We start from the raw sequence: 14,981 nt of genomic DNA, 5'->3' as shown, positions 1-14,981 counted from the left end.
ATCACTGTCAAGTGTCTGGCGAAGAAAATCGCCAAACACCCTTAAAGTTCTAGCGACAGGCGCCGATAAACAAGATGAATGCGAAATACAGGGGCGTCTGAGCAAGCAGGTCCCATTCGCATGCTCAGGCACACAAGGTTCAACTGGAGACGCCACCATGGCACTTACCGTCAATACCAACATCCCTTCCCTGAACACCCAGCGCAACCTGCAGAACGCGTCCAGCTCGCTGGCCACTTCCATGCAGCGCCTGTCCACTGGTAGCCGTATCAACAGCGCCAAGGACGATGCCGCCGGTCTGCAGATCTCCAACCGTCTGACCAACCAGATCAACGGTTTGAACCAGGCGACTCGCAACGCCAACGACGGTATCTCCCTGTCGCAGACCGCTGAAGGCGCCATGCAGCAGTCCACCAACATCCTGCAGCGTATCCGCGATCTGGCCGTGCAGTCCGCCAACGGCTCCAACAGCGACGCCGACCGCTCCGCCCTGCAAAAGGAAGTGACCGCGCAGCAGAACGAACTGACCCGGATCGCCCAGACCACCACCTTCGGCGGTCGCAAGCTGCTGGACGGCTCCTTCGGCACCACCAGCTTCCAGATCGGCGCCAACGCCTACGAAACCATCGACGTTACCCTGAAGGACACCTCGGCCACCGCCCTGGGTTCCAACCAGGTTGGTAGCGGCGCCAGCACCAGCGCAGGCAGCGTGGTTGCCGGTAGCGGTGGTGCTCTGACCACCAGCGGCAAGATCACTCTGGTGGGCGGCGGCAAGAGCCAGGACGTCAACTACAAGGCTGGCGATTCCGCCAAAACCATCGCTGGCGCAATGAACGGCCAGATCCCCGGTCTCGCCGCCTCGGCGCGTACCGTGCTGACCGTGACCGACAGCATCAGCAGTGGTTCGGCCAACATGAAGGTGACCGTGGGCGGCAACTCCCTGAACCTGGTCGGTGTGACCAGCACCAAGGACATTGCTGACCAGCTCAACGCCAACGCCGCCAAGCTGGGCGTCACTGCCAACTACGACAGTCAGTCCAAGAAGCTGACCATTACTTCGGCCACCGGTGAAAACGTCACTTTCGGCAAGGATACCGGCACCGCTGCAGGCGCTATCACTGTCGCCTCGCAGAAGTCCGACGGTACCTTCAGCTCGGGTGTCGATGTGCGGGCCAACGGCGGCCAGGGTATGGGCTACGTCAAGCTCGATTCGCCTACCACCTTCGCCATGACCGGTGACACCGCCAAGATCTTCGGTGACACCAAGTCCTCGCTGAGCAAGGTCTCCGACGTCGACATCTCCACCGCTGACGGCGCTCAGAAGGCCCTGTCCGTGATCGACCAGGCCCTGGCCAACATCGACTCCCAGCGCGCTGACCTCGGTGCGGTGCAGAACCGCTTCGACAACACCATCAGCAACCTGACCAACATCTCGGAGAACGCCACCTCCGCCCGTAGCCGCATCAAGGACACCGACTACGCCGCGGAAACCGCGAACCTGTCGAAGAACCAGGTGCTGCAACAGGCTGGTACTGCGATCCTGGCTCAGGCCAAGCAGCTGCCGCAGTCGGTTCTCAGCCTGCTCCAGTAAGGGCAGAGATCGGTCTAGGCAGGGAGAAGGGGGACGCCCCTTCTCCCTTTCATGCGTTGTGAGGACATTACAATGGACATCGTCAAGACAACGGGTTTTTCAGCGGTAAGGCCCTATAGCGCTCAATCGAGCCCTGCGGCCGCGACGTCCTTAAGCACTTCGGCGCCTACGGCGGATTCCTCGGTCAAGCCGGTTTCCCAGGCCAGCAAGGTGGACGGGGACAATGCCGAAAAGCCGAAAGACGGCAATGTAGATGGCGCCCTGTCGAAGCTGAAATCGAAGTTTCAAGAGGATCACCGCAACCTCGACTTCAGCATCGACGACTCCACCGGCGAGGTGGTGGTCAAGGTGCTGGACGGCGAATCCGGCAAGCTCATTCGGCAGATGCCCAGTGAGGAAGTGCTCAAGCTGGCCAAGCAGCTGGATGATATGCGCAGCCTGATGTTCAAGGCCGAAGCCTAGTTGGCGCGGAACTTGTATCAAGCTCACTGAAAGCTGAGGCGACGACGTAACGTTGGCAGGGGGATAGTGAAATGGCAGGTATCAGCGGGATTGGTGGCTCGGGGCTGGACATCGACTCCATCGTCACCAAGATGGTGGCAGCCGAAAAGGCACCCAAACAGGATCAGCTCACCAAGACCCAGAGCAAGGCGACCGCGCAGCTCACGGCGATCGGGTCCCTGAAGGGCGCCATCAGCGAATTCCAGACCGCGCTGACCACGCTCAACAGCCCCACCAGCTTTCAGGCTAGGGGCGTTACCCTGTCGAAGAGCGACTACCTCACGGCAACGGCCAGTACCAGTGCCAGTGTCGGCAGCTATCAGGTCGAGGTCAGCAAGCTGGCTACTAGCAGCAAGGTGGCCCTAGCATCCGTGCCGGCCACCTCTACCACGACTGCCAGCAACGGAACTACCTCTACGTCTCCCACCACCTTCGGCAAGGGCACGCTGAGCATCAAGATCGGCGATACCAAGTTGTCGGATATCCAGGTCGATGCCACCAACAACACCTTGAGTGGCATCCGCGATGCCATCAACAAGGCTGGGCAGAGCCAGGGGCTCAGCGCCAGCGTCGTCAATGACGACTCTGGGTCACGACTGGTACTGAGCAGTACCAAGACCGGAGACGGTAACAACATCTCGGTATCGGTGAGCGGTGACGACGGTTCGGGCAAACAGAGCCTGACCAAGTTGGCCTATAACCCAAGTGACAGCGAGTCCAGCGATCCCGCTGCCGCCCATTCGCTCACCAAAGCCCAAAGCGCCCAGATGACCATCGATGGTCTGAAGATCACCAGCGCCTCGAACACGGTGAGCGGTGCGGTCGATGGTCTGAGTTTCACGCTCAAGGCGACCACCCCAGCGGGCAGCCCGATGACCGTCGGCGTCAGCCAGGACGAGTCGGGCGTCAAGGGCAATATCCAGAAGTTCGTCGATTCCTACAACAAGCTCATGGGCGTGATCAAGACCCAGACCTCGGTCACGACTGTCGGGGAAAACAGTGCGCCCATTACGGCCGCGCTGGTGGGGGATGCGACCGCCCGCGGCCTCACCACCACCATCCGCAGTGAGCTGAGCACCATGCAGGGGACGGGCGCGGTCAAGGCGCTTGCCGATCTGGGCATCACGACTCAGAAAGACGGCACCCTGGCCATCGACGACACCAAGCTTAGCAAGATGGTCAGCTCCAACTTCAGCGATCTGCCCGGCTTCTTCACCGGCGACCAGGGCCTGGCAGCGCGCCTCAAGGGCAAGCTCGATCCCTACACCATGACCAATGGCATCCTCGAGCAGCGTTCGAATTCCCTGAGCGATACCCTGAAAAAGGTCGACGCCCAGACCGCGACGCTGAATACCCGGATGACCGCGCTCTCGGACCGTCTCTACAAGCAGTACAACACCATGGACCAGCTGTACTCGTCGTTGTCGAGTACAGCGTCTTCGCTCTCCCAGCAGCTGGCGGCCATGCCATTTGCCAACAAGAGTTAAGTAGGCGGATTCGGCCCATCCGGTCGATAAAGGGGTCAAGTTCTTCGCGTCCTGACCGATAAAGGAAGTATCGGAAACACACAGAGGTCATGACATGAACGCAATGACAGCCATGCGCCAGTACCAGCAGGTAGGCCTGCAGGCGCAGGTGTTCGAAGCCAGTCCCCATCAGCTGATCCAGATGCTCATGCAGGGCGCTCTGGACCGTCTGGCCAAGGCGCAAGGTGCGCTGGAGCGTGGTTGGCTGCCTGAGAAAGGCGAGCTGATCGGCAAGGCGGTATCCATCATCGCGGGTCTGAAGGACGTCCTGGATTTCGAGCAGGGTGGCGAGCTCGCCACCAACCTGGATCGGTTGTACGACTACATGATCCGCCGGCTCAGCGAAGCCAACCGCAACAATGATCCTGTTATCCTGGAAGAAGTATCCGGCCTGATCCGCGAGATCAAATCCGGCTGGGATGCCATTGCCCCCTGATCTGGAGTCGACCGATGAACGTCGCCATGCAAAAGACCCCGGTGGAACGCGTCGAGCTCGTCTATGAGCAGATGGCCGCTGCGCTCAAGGCCGGAGACTGGACGCGGATCGCCGAGCTGGATCTGGATTGCCGCCTGTTCGTCGACGAAGCCATGTATGCCACGGGCGACGAGGCCGTAGCCCTGCGTGCCAGCCTCGAGCGCCTGCTGTCGCTCTATACCTCCCTGCTGCAGAGCTGCAAGGCAGAGCGGGACGCCACCGCCCAGGAGCTGACCAGGCTCAACAAATCGAACCAGGCTGCTAAGGTCTATCAACTGTTCGGTTGACTGTCATCTGTTGGACGGTAATTCAAAGTTTGGATATTTCGCCGCCATAAAATTGACCCCGCATCACAATTTGTCTTAACTTGCGCAAGATGCCGACCAGTTGGCACTTGGATGCAGGCGACACCTGCGCGTAGCGAACCGACAAGCCGAATTGGGGCAGGGACATGTGGCGTGAAACCAAGATCCTTCTGATCGACGATGAAGCCGAGCGGCGCAAGGCGGTATCGGTCATTCTCGATTTTCTCGGCGAGGCTCATCTCGCCTGCACCAGTTCCGATTGGCAGTCCTCCCTCGAAGCGCTCGACAGCAGTCGGCAAGTCAGCTGCGTGCTGGTTGGGCGCGTCGACAGTCGCGGCAACAGTGTCGAGCTGCTCAAGCAGATCGTCGCCTGGGACGAGATGGTCCCCTTGCTGCTGCTCGGTGAATCGGCGCAACCGGAGTGGCCGGACGACGTTCGCCGTCGTGTGCTGGTCTCCCTCGAATATCCGCTGGCCTACAACAAGCTGCTGGATTCCCTGCACCGTGCCCAGGTCTATCGCGAGATGTATGACCAGGCCCGGGATCGCGGGCGTCAGCGCGAGCCCGAACTGTTCCGCAGCCTGGTAGGCACCAGCCGCGCCATCCAGGGTGTGCGCAAGATGATGCAGCAGGTGGCCGATACCGAGGCCACGGTGCTTATCCTCGGTGAGTCCGGCACCGGCAAGGAGGTGGTGGCGCGCAACCTGCACTTCCACTCCAAGCGCCGCGAGGCGCCTTTCGTGCCGGTCAACTGCGGTGCCATTCCGGCCGAGTTGCTAGAAAGCGAGCTGTTCGGCCATGAGAAGGGCGCCTTCACCGGCGCCATCACCAGCCGCGCCGGCCGCTTCGAGCTGGCCAACACCGGCACCCTGTTTCTCGATGAGATCGGCGACATGCCGCTGCCCATGCAGGTGAAGCTCTTGCGCGTGTTGCAGGAACGGACCTACGAGCGGGTGGGCAGCAACAAGACCCAGAGCGTGGACGTGCGCATCATCGCGGCGACCCACAAGAATCTGGAGCAGATGATCGCCGCGGGCACCTTCCGCGAAGACCTCTACTATCGCCTCAATGTCTTCCCCATCGACATGGCGCCCCTTCGCGAGCGGGGTGAAGACATCCCGCTGCTGATCAACGAACTGATCGCCCGGATGGAGCACGAGAAGCGTGGCTCCATCCGCTTCAACTCGGCGGCCATCATGTCGCTGTGCCGCCATGAGTGGCCGGGCAACGTCCGCGAACTGGCCAACCTAGTGGAGCGCATGGCGATCATGCATCCCTATGGCGTCATCGGCGTGGCCGAATTGCCACTCAAGTTCCGCTACGTGGAGGACGAAGCCGATCCCATGGTGGAGTCCCTGCGCGAGGAGTTGCAGGAGCGCGAGGCCATGGCTGGGATCGGCACCGTCGAGGTGTCGTCCTCTGCGTTGCTGCCCAGCGAAGGCTTGGATCTAAAGGACTACCTGGCCAATCTGGAAAAGAGTTTCATCCAGCAGGCGTTGGACGATGCCGGTGGTGTCGTGGCCCGTGCTGCCGAGCGGCTGCGCATCCGCCGGACCACCCTGGTCGAGAAGATGCGCAAGTACGGCATGGGCCGTCGCGACGACGAGTTCGACGAAGAGATCTAGCGGGCTCTTTGTAGGTTGGGCTGAGCGCAGCGAAGCCCAACGGTGCTCAACTCGGCCATGCGGTTGGGCTTCGACGATGAAGCCGCCTCCACCCAACCTACGGCTCGTTTCTCTCCTAATAGGCGTCACTACTAAGCGGCATGGGTCTTGCTCCAACCCGGACAATGTCAATTGTCCGTCGCGAGCCCTAGCCAATGCCTGCGCAAGCCCTTTCTTCTGCTGTCCCCAACGATGCTGCCGTGGAGGCCTCCGCTTCGGCGCAGGCCCGTGAAGCCCTGGGGCAGATGTCGCGTCAGCTGAGCGAATCTTTCCAGTTGCTCGAAGCCCGGATGAATTCGCTGCAGGGTGAACTGGAGTGGGTGTCTGCTCAGCGTTTGCAGGAGCTGGCGGAAAAGGAACGCCTGGCCAGCCGGCTGCAGAATCTGCTCGACGTCTTGCCCGCCGGCATCGTGGTGCTGGACGGCGCCGGGCGCGTGCGTGATGCCAACCCCGTAGCGGAGGCCCTGCTCGGCGAGCCGCTGGCAGGCGAGTTGTGGCGCTCGGTCATCGCACGGGCCTTCGCTCCGCGTCATGACGACGGCCATGAAGTCTCCCTGCGTGATGGGCGCCGCCTGTCCATCGCCATTCGCTCCCTGGACGGTGAGCCGGGTCAACTGGTGCTGCTTAACGACCTCACCGAAACCCGCCATCTGCAAGGCGAACTGGCGCGGCATGAACGGCTGTCGGCACTGGGGCGGACCATGGCCTCGCTGGCTCATCAGATCCGTACGCCGCTGACCGCGGCGCTGCTCTATGCCAGCCACCTGGAGGAGGGCGGTCTGGCGCTGGCGCAACAGCAGCGTTTCGCCGGCCGCCTCAAGGAACGGCTGCACGAACTGGAGAATCAGGTCCGCGACATGCTGGTGTTCGCCCGCGGCGAATTGCCCTTGGCGGATCGACTGACGCCCAGCGCGCTGTTCAATGCCCTGCGCGAGGCCGCCATCCCTCATCTGGGCGACTGCCCCGTGCGTTGGCAACTCGACACCCAGGGCGGGCTGCTCGCCTGCAATCGCGACATGCTGGTAGGTGCTGCCTTGAACCTCATCCATAACGCCCTGCAGGCCATGGCCGGCGGCGGTCGCCCGGCGCGCCTCAAGATACATCTCCATCGCCGTGGCGGAGAATTGCGCCTGGCGATCAGCGATAGCGGCCCTGGCATCCCGCTGGCGGTCCAGCAACGGCTGGGCGAACCCTTTCTCAGCACCAAGACCACCGGCACCGGTCTCGGCCTGCCCGTCGCCCTCGCAATGGCCAAGGCCCATGGCGGCCGTCTGACCGTGCGCTCGCGTTTGGGGCGCGGCACGCTGGTGACCTTCATCCTGCCGCTGCTGGCGGGCGAGGAGACCTCGGCATGACCCTGCCCATCCTGCTGGTGGAAGACGACCGCGCCCTCCGCGAAGCCCTGGCCGATACCCTGGAGCTCGGCGGCTACCCTTATCGCGCCGTGGACAGCGGCGAGGCGGCCTTGCTGGCGCTGGCCGAGGAACCCTTCGGCCTGGTGATCAGCGACGTCAACATGCCGGGCATCGATGGGCATCAGTTGCTGGCCAGTATCCGGCTGCGCGATCCGGCGCTGCCGGTACTGCTGATGACCGCCTTCGGCAGCATCGAACGCGCCGTCGAGGCCATGCGTGGCGGGGCGGCGGACTACCTGGTCAAGCCCTTCGAGCCGCGGCTGCTGCTGGATACCCTGGCGCGCTGCTGCCCCCAGGGACGGCGCGTGCCCGGTGCTCGCCAGCCGGTGGCGGCCGATCCCCAGAGTCGACAACTGCTGGAGTTGGCCAGCCGGGTGGCCCAGAGCGAGGCCACGGTGCTGATCACCGGCGAATCCGGTACCGGCAAGGAAGTGTTGGCGCGCTTCATCCACGATCAATCGGCACGGGCGGATGGTCCCTTCGTGGCGGTCAATTGCGCGGCCATTCCCGATCACCTGCTCGAAGCCATCCTCTTTGGTCACGAGAAGGGCGCCTTCACCGGGGCGATCGCCACCCAGCCCGGCAAGTTCGAACTGGCCCAGGGCGGCACCCTGTTGCTGGACGAGATTTCCGAAATGCCTCTGGGCCTGCAAGCCAAGTTGCTGCGCGTCCTGCAGGAGCGCGAGGTGGAGCGGGTCGGGGCGCGCAAGCCGATGGCCCTGGACATCCGCGTGGTGGCCACCAGCAACCGCAAGCTGGCGGAGGAGGTGGCTGCCGGGCGCTTTCGCGAAGACCTCTTCTATCGGCTGTCGGTCTTTCCGCTGGCCTGGCTACCGCTGCGCGAGCGGCCGGCCGACATCGTACCCCTGGCCGAACGGCTGCTGGCGGTCCAGGCCGCGCGGATGAATCGGCCGGTACCGACCCTGAGCGCTGGTGCGCGCCAGGCCCTGGCCGAGCACCCCTGGCCGGGCAATGTGCGCGAACTGGACAACGCCGTGCAGCGGGCGCTGATCCTGCAACCGGGCCAGCAGATCCAGGCCGAGGATTTCGGGCTGCATTGGTTGGCCACGGGTGTATCCCTGGCGCCTCGGGCGGCGCCCGTACCCGAGGCACACCCTGACGAGGCCTTGCGCCCGCTGGACGCCGATCTGCGCGACCGGGAATTCCAGGTGATTCTCGATACCCTCAGGACCGAGCGCGGTCGGCGCAAGGAGACCGCTGAACGCCTGGGCATCAGTGCCCGCACCTTGAGGTACAAGCTGGCGCAGATGCGTGACGCCGGCCTGGACGTCGAGCAGTCGCTTGCCGCCGGACACTGAGCGCGCAAGTCGATAGCCGGCTATCTACCGCCATGGAACCAACCCTCCAGCGTGCTGTTCTAGAGAAAGGATCGCGACTGCGGCGTGGGGTCGCAGAGGATGCCTGCCCCCGCCGTCCCGGACCTCGTCCGGCCGCTTTGCTTTTTCTCTTAGGCGCTGCCTTTGTTGAAAACGGTTTCAGGGACCGTAAAGACCGTTTTCGCCGCGGGTGGCGTGTCTGCCAGCACGAGGACGCTTGCCATGGGTTCCACCGCACCTTCCAGCTCCAACGCCGACCAACTGACCATCAATACCATCCGTACCCTGTCCATGGACGCGGTACAGAAGGCCAACTCCGGCCACCCCGGTACGCCGATGGCCCTGGCCCCGGTCGGCCACACGCTGTGGAGCCGCTTCCTCCGCTATCACCCCGAGCATCCGGACTGGCCCAACCGCGACCGCTTCGTGCTGTCGGTCGGCCATGCCTCCATGCTGCTCTATTCGCTGCTGCACCTGGCCGGGGTCAAGGAAATCGACGAGCACGGCACCGCTACCGGCAAGGAAGCGGTCAGCCTCGACGACATCAAGCAATTCCGCCAGCTGGATTCCAAGACCCCGGGTCATCCCGAGTACCGCATGACCACCGGCATCGAGACCACCACCGGTCCGCTGGGGCAGGGCTGCGGCAACAGCGTCGGCATGGCGCTGGCGCAGAAGTGGCTGGCTGCCCGTTTCAACCAGCCGGGCGTGACGCTGTTCGACTATGACGTCTACGTCCTCTGCGGCGACGGCGACATGATGGAAGGCGTCACCGGCGAGGCGGCCTCCATGGCCGGCCACCTGGGCCTGGACAACCTCTGCTGGATCTACGACAACAACACCATCAGTATCGAAGGCCACACCGAACTGGCCTTCAGCGAAGACGTAGCCGAACGCTTCCGCGGCTATGGCTGGCACACCCTGCACGTCAAGGATGCCAACGACGCCGAAGCCCTGGCCGCCGCCCTGCATCGCTTCAAGGGCAATACCGGCAAGCCGACCTTGATCGTGGTCGACAGCCTCATCGGCTACGGCGCGCCCAACAAGCAGAACACCGCGGCGGCCCACGGCGAGCCCCTGGGCGCGGACGAGATCAAGCTGGCCAAGAAGGCCTATGGCTGGCCGGAGGACGCCGACTTCCTGGTGCCCGACGAAGCCCGTCACCACCTGCGCGACGCCCTGCTGGAACGTGCCAGCGGCCTTTACGAAGACTGGAACCGTGCCTTCGATCGCCTGCGTCAGGACGATCCGACCCGTGCCGATGAACTCCAGCGCATGCGCGCCGGCGAGATGCCCGAGGGCTGGGACGCCAAGCTGCCTACCTTCGACACCGACGCCAAGGGCGTGGCCTCCCGCGAATCCGGTGGCAAGGCGCTCAATGCCTTTGCCGAGCAGATCCCCTGGCTGGTCGGCGGGGCAGCGGACCTGGCGCCCTCGACCAAGACCAATCTCAAGTTCGACGGCGCGGGCAGCTTCTCCGCCCGTGAGCCGTCCGGGCGCAACATGCACTTCGGCATCCGCGAGCACGCCATGGGCTCCATCGCCAATGGCATGGCGCTCTGCTACCTGCGCAGCTTCACCGCCACCTTCCTGGTGTTCAGCGACTACATGAAGCCGCCGATCCGCCTGGCCTCCATCATGGAGCTGCCGGTGGTGTTCGTCTTCACCCACGACTCCATCGGCGTCGGCGAAGATGGCCCGACCCACCAGCCCATCGAGCACCTGGCGCAGCTGCGTGCCACGCCCGGTCTGCTGACCTTGCGTCCGGGCGATGCCAACGAAGCGGTGCAGGCCTGGAAGATCGCCCTGCAGCAAACCAATAGACCGTCCTGCATGGTGCTGTCGCGCCAGCCGCTGCCGACCTTGGATCGCAGCAAATACGCCAGCGCCGAAGGCGTAGCCCAGGGGGCCTACGTGGTAGCCGATGCCGAGGGCGGTACGCCCCAGGTGATCCTCATGGCCACTGGCAGCGAGCTGGGTCTGGCCATGCAGGCCTACGAGCAGCTCAAGGGCGAGGGCGTGAAGGCGCGGGTCGTCTCCATGCCCTGCTGGGAGCTGTTCGAAGAGCAGGACGAGGCCTACAAGCAGTCCGTGTTGCCCGATGAGGTCCTGGGCCGCGTCGCCATCGAACAGGCCGGTCCCCTGGGTTGGGAGCGCTATGTTGGGCGCAAAGGCGCCTCGGTGACCATGAGCACCTTCGGTGCCTCCGCGCCCATCGGCAAGCTGCAGGCGAAATATGGCTACACCGTGGAAAACGTGGTCAAGCTGGCCAAGGAACAGGCGCAACGCAAAGGGAGCGCCACATGAGCAATCCACTCAAACAACTGACGGAGCAGGGCCAGGCGGTCTGGCTCGACTTCGTCAGCCGCGAGTTCCTCGCCAAGGGTGAGCTGCAGAAGCTGATCGAGCGTGACGGCCTGACGGGCGTCACCTCCAACCCCTCGATCTTCGAGAAGGCCATGGGCCACGGCAGCGACTACGATGCCAGCCTCAAGGCCTTTCTGGAACAGGCCGATGCCGAGCCGATGGACGTCTACGAGCATCTGGCCATCGAGGATATCCAGCAGGCCGCCGATATCCTGCGGCCGGTCTATGACCGGCTCGAAGGGCGCGATGGTTATGTGAGCCTGGAAGTTTCGCCCTATCTGGCGCTGGATACCCGCGCCACCCTCGACGAGGCGCGCCGCCTCTGGCAGGCGGTGAATCGGCCCAACCTCATGGTCAAGGTGCCCGGCACGCCCGAAGGGGCGGTGGCCATCCGCAAGCTGATCGAGGAGGGGATCAACGTCAACGTGACCCTGCTGTTCGATCGCAATGCCTACATGGCCGTGGCGGAGGCCTATATCGCGGGTCTGGAAGCCCGGCTGCACCAGGGCAAGGACATCAGTCGGCTCGCCAGTGTCGCCAGCTTCTTCATCAGCCGGGTCGACGGCGTGCTGGACAAGCTAATCGACGAGCGCAAGGGTAACGACGGCGAACTGACCGAGCTGCGCGGCAAGGTCGCCATCGCCAACGCCAAGCTGGCCTATCAGGATTACCTGCGTCTCATCCAGTCGCCACGCTGGAAGGTGCTGGCAGCCAAGGGCGCTCATCCGCAGCGTCTGCTGTGGGCCTCCACCGGCTCCAAGGATCCGGCCTATCCCGATACCCTCTATGTGGATCAGCTGATCGGTCCGGATACCGTCAACACCATGCCGCCCAAGACCATGGACGCCTTCCGCGACCATGGCACGGCAGCTCCCATGCTGAGCACCGATATCGAAGCCGCGCAGCGGGTGGTGGACGCGACTGCCCGTTTCGGGCTGGATCTCGATGGCGTGGCCAAGCGGTTGGTCAAGGACGGTGCCCGCCAATTCGAGGACGCCGCCGATGCCCTTTTGGGCGCGGTCGGCCAGAAGCGCCTCGATTTTCTCGGCGAGCGCCTGAATGCGGCGGACTATCGGCTGCCGCAGGAACTGAATGAAGCCGTCGAGGCTCGCCTTGACGAGGCACGACGTGAAGGCTGGTCGCGCCGGCTGTGGCAGGGTGATGCCTCGCTCTGGACCGGTCGCGACGAAGACCAGTGGGTCGGCTGGCTAGCCGCCGCCCAGGGGCGTCAAGCCGATCCCGTGGCCATGGAGGCCTTGGCCGACGCCGTGAGCAAGGAAGGCCTGGATACCGTGGTGCTGCTGGGTATGGGTGGTTCGAGCCTAGGTCCGGAAGTGCTGGCCAATACCTTGGGTACTGCCACTGGCGGGCTTACCCTCAAGGTGCTCGATTCCACCGATCCGGCGCAGATCACTGCCCTGGAAGAGCAACTGGACCTGCGCAAGACGCTGTTCCTGGTATCGAGCAAATCCGGCTCGACCCTGGAGCCGGAAATCCTGCGCGCCTATTTTCACCAAGCTGTCGAGCGGACTCTGGGTTCGGGCGAGGTGCAACGCCGCTTCGTCGCCATTACCGATCCCGGCTCCAAACTCGAAGCCAGCGCCACGGCCGAAGGCTACCGGGCCATTTTCCAGGGCGATCCCCACATCGGTGGGCGCTATTCGGTGCTGTCGGTGTTCGGCATGGTGCCTCTGGCGCTGCTCGGGCACTCGGTGGCCGATTTCTTCCAGGTGACCCAACCCATGGTGCTGGCCTGCGGTCCCAGTGCGCCGCCTGCCATCAACCCCGGTATCCGTCTCGGCGTGGTCCTGGGCGAGGCGGTGCGTGCCGGACGTGACAAGGTCACCCTGATCGCCTCGCCGGGTGTCGCCAGTCTGGGTGCCTGGCTGGAGCAGTTGCTGGCCGAAAGCACTGGCAAACAGGGCAAGGGCATCATCCCGGTGGATCTGGAGCCGCTGGGCAGTCCGGACGTCTATGGTGCGGATCGGGTGTTCGTCAGCCTGGTGCTGGCCGGCGAGGAAGACGCCGAGCGCGACAGTCGCCTGCAGGCCTTGGCCGCGGCCGGGCATCCGGTGGTGGACATCCGTCTCGCCCGTGCCGAGCTGATCGGCCAGGAATTCTTCCGTTGGGAGGTGGCTACCGAAGTAGCGGGTGCCGTCATCGGCATCAATCCCTTCGATCAGCCCGACGTGGAAGCCAGCAAGATCAAGACCCGTGCGCTAACCGATGGCTATGAGCGCGACGGTCGCCTGGCCGGTGATGAGCCGCTGCTGGAGGAGGGCGCCCTGACCCTGTTCGGCGATGCCGACCTGCAGGGGCAGGACACCGCCCGCGCGGCGATCAAGGCGCACCTGGCACGTCTGCAGCCCGGCGACTACCTGGCGGTGCTGGCCTATCTGGAGCGCAATGCCGTGCACGAGGAGGCCTTGAGCGCCATGCGTGATAGCATTCGCGACAGCAAGCGCGTAGCGACCGTCGGCGGCTTCGGCCCCCGCTTTCTGCACTCCACGGGACAGGCCTACAAGGGCGGTCCCAACTCGGGTGTATTCATCCAGATTACCGCCGATGCCCAGAACGACCTGGAGATTCCAGGGCGGAGTCTGAGCTTTGGTGTCGTCGAGGCCGCCCAGGCCAAGGGCGACCTCGAGGTGCTGGCCGAACGGGGACGGCGCTATCTGCGTGTGCATATCAAGGGCGGCGACATCGACGCCGGCCTGCAACAAATCGTCGAACTGGTCGAGGCGGCGGTCGCCTGACCTCAAGGAGTCATCAGCATGCAATTGGGAATCATCGGACTGGGCCGCATGGGCGGCAATATCGCACGGCGTTTGATGAAGCATGGGCATGAAGTCGCGGTCTATGACCGCAGTGCCGAAACCGTGGCCGGCCTCGGCCAGGAAGGCGCCATCACCGCCGACAGCCTGGACGGTGTCATCGCCGCCCTGGCACAGCCGCGGGCCATCTGGGTCATGCTGCCGGCCGGCGAGCCGACCGAGCAGACCATCGCCGAGCTGGCCGACCGCCTGGCTCCCGGTGACGTCATCATCGATGGCGGCAACACCTACTACAAGGACGATATCCGTCGCGCCAAGACCCTGGCCGAGAAAGGCATCGACTATGTCGACGTCGGCACCTCCGGTGGCGTCTGGGGCCTGGAGCGTGGCTATTGCATGATGATCGGCGGCAAGTCCGAAGCCGTCGAGCGCCTGGAGCCCATCTTCGAAGCCCTTGCCCCTGGCTATGGCAGCATCGAGCGTACCCGTGGCCGCAACGCCCCGGATGAGCGGGCCGAGCGCGGCTTCATCTTTACCGGTCCGGCCGGTTCCGGTCACTTCGTCAAGATGGTGCACAACGGCATCGAATACGGCCTGATGCAGGCCTATGCCGAGGGCTTCGACATCCTCAAGATGAAGAACAGCAGCAAGCTGCCGGAAGACGAGCGCTTCGACCTGGACCTGGCCGACATCGCCGAGGTCTGGCGTCGTGGCAGCGTGGTGTCCTCCTGGCTGCTGGACCTGACCGCCCAGGCCCTGGCCGGTGACGTCGAACTGGAGAAATTCTCCGGCTCGGTGGCCGACAGCGGTGAAGGCCGCTGGACCATCGAAGCGGCCATCGAGGAAGCGGTACCGGTCAACGTCCTGTCCGCCGCCCTCTATGCGCGTTTCCGCTCCCGCCAGCAAGCCACCTACGCCGACAAGCTGCTGTCGGCCATGCGTTTCGGCTTCGGCGGCCACGTCGAAATCCCGCAATAAAACCCCGGCCGTTCCCCTGTGGAGCGGCCACGGGCCGCGTCCCGGGGG

At 64.1% G+C, this 14,981-nt stretch carries 11 protein-coding genes; all 11 read left to right on the top strand.

The window, feature by feature from the left end:
- Positions 1-157: 157 nt before the first annotated feature.
- The 11 genes from FEZ61_RS15115 to gnd all read left to right on the top strand — a co-directional run bounded on the left by FEZ61_RS15115 (position 158) and on the right by gnd (position 14,933).
- Complete coding sequence (locus tag FEZ61_RS15115) at positions 158-1,591, top strand: flagellin (protein ID WP_173149289.1); 1,434 nt, start codon at positions 158-160, stop codon at positions 1,589-1,591.
- A 72-nt stretch (positions 1,592-1,663) separates the two neighbouring features.
- Positions 1,664-2,053, top strand: coding sequence for a flagellar protein FlaG (locus FEZ61_RS24445; RefSeq protein WP_173149287.1), 390 nt, complete (start codon positions 1,664-1,666; stop codon positions 2,051-2,053).
- 71 nt (positions 2,054-2,124) lie between these two features.
- Entirely contained in the window at positions 2,125-3,579 is a 1,455-nt protein-coding gene (fliD, locus tag FEZ61_RS15105) for a flagellar filament capping protein FliD (protein WP_017642021.1), read from the top strand.
- Positions 3,580-3,673: 94 nt separating this feature from the next.
- Complete coding sequence (gene fliS / locus FEZ61_RS15100) at positions 3,674-4,054, top strand: flagellar export chaperone FliS (RefSeq protein ID WP_026083956.1); 381 nt, start codon at positions 3,674-3,676, stop codon at positions 4,052-4,054.
- Positions 4,055-4,068: 14 nt separating this feature from the next.
- Positions 4,069-4,380, top strand: coding sequence for a flagellar protein FliT (locus FEZ61_RS15095; protein ID WP_017642023.1), 312 nt, complete (start codon positions 4,069-4,071; stop codon positions 4,378-4,380).
- 164 nt (positions 4,381-4,544) lie between these two features.
- Positions 4,545-6,023, top strand: coding sequence for a sigma-54 dependent transcriptional regulator (locus FEZ61_RS15090; protein WP_017642024.1), 1,479 nt, complete (start codon positions 4,545-4,547; stop codon positions 6,021-6,023).
- Positions 6,024-6,217: 194 nt separating this feature from the next.
- On the top strand, positions 6,218-7,417 hold the full coding sequence (locus tag FEZ61_RS15085) for an ATP-binding protein (protein ID WP_173149285.1): 1,200 nt from the start codon (positions 6,218-6,220) through the stop codon (positions 7,415-7,417).
- A complete protein-coding gene (locus FEZ61_RS15080; protein WP_173149283.1) occupies positions 7,414-8,796 on the top strand; it encodes a sigma-54 dependent transcriptional regulator in 1,383 nt (460 codons plus the stop codon). The genes FEZ61_RS15085 and FEZ61_RS15080 overlap by 4 nt, the downstream gene beginning before the upstream one ends.
- A gap of 240 nt (positions 8,797-9,036) precedes the next feature.
- Positions 9,037-11,121, top strand: coding sequence for a transketolase (gene tkt, locus FEZ61_RS15075; RefSeq protein ID WP_173149281.1), 2,085 nt, complete (start codon positions 9,037-9,039; stop codon positions 11,119-11,121).
- Positions 11,118-13,937: a bifunctional transaldolase/phosoglucose isomerase gene (locus FEZ61_RS15070; protein WP_173149279.1), complete on the top strand. Its 2,820-nt coding sequence runs from the start codon at positions 11,118-11,120 to the stop codon at positions 13,935-13,937. Before tkt ends, FEZ61_RS15070 begins: the two co-directional genes overlap by 4 nt.
- A gap of 18 nt (positions 13,938-13,955) precedes the next feature.
- Positions 13,956-14,933: a phosphogluconate dehydrogenase (NAD(+)-dependent, decarboxylating) gene (gene gnd / locus FEZ61_RS15065; RefSeq protein WP_017642029.1), complete on the top strand. Its 978-nt coding sequence runs from the start codon at positions 13,956-13,958 to the stop codon at positions 14,931-14,933.
- Positions 14,934-14,981 lie beyond the last annotated feature (48 nt).

The organism is Pseudomonas sp. MS15a(2019), from assembly GCF_013277805.1.
In the GTDB taxonomy this organism is placed as follows: domain Bacteria; phylum Pseudomonadota; class Gammaproteobacteria; order Pseudomonadales; family Pseudomonadaceae; genus Chryseomonas; species Chryseomonas benzopyrenica.
Note: the sequence above shows the minus strand (reverse complement) of the source record. Positions and strands in the feature narration are given on the sequence as shown.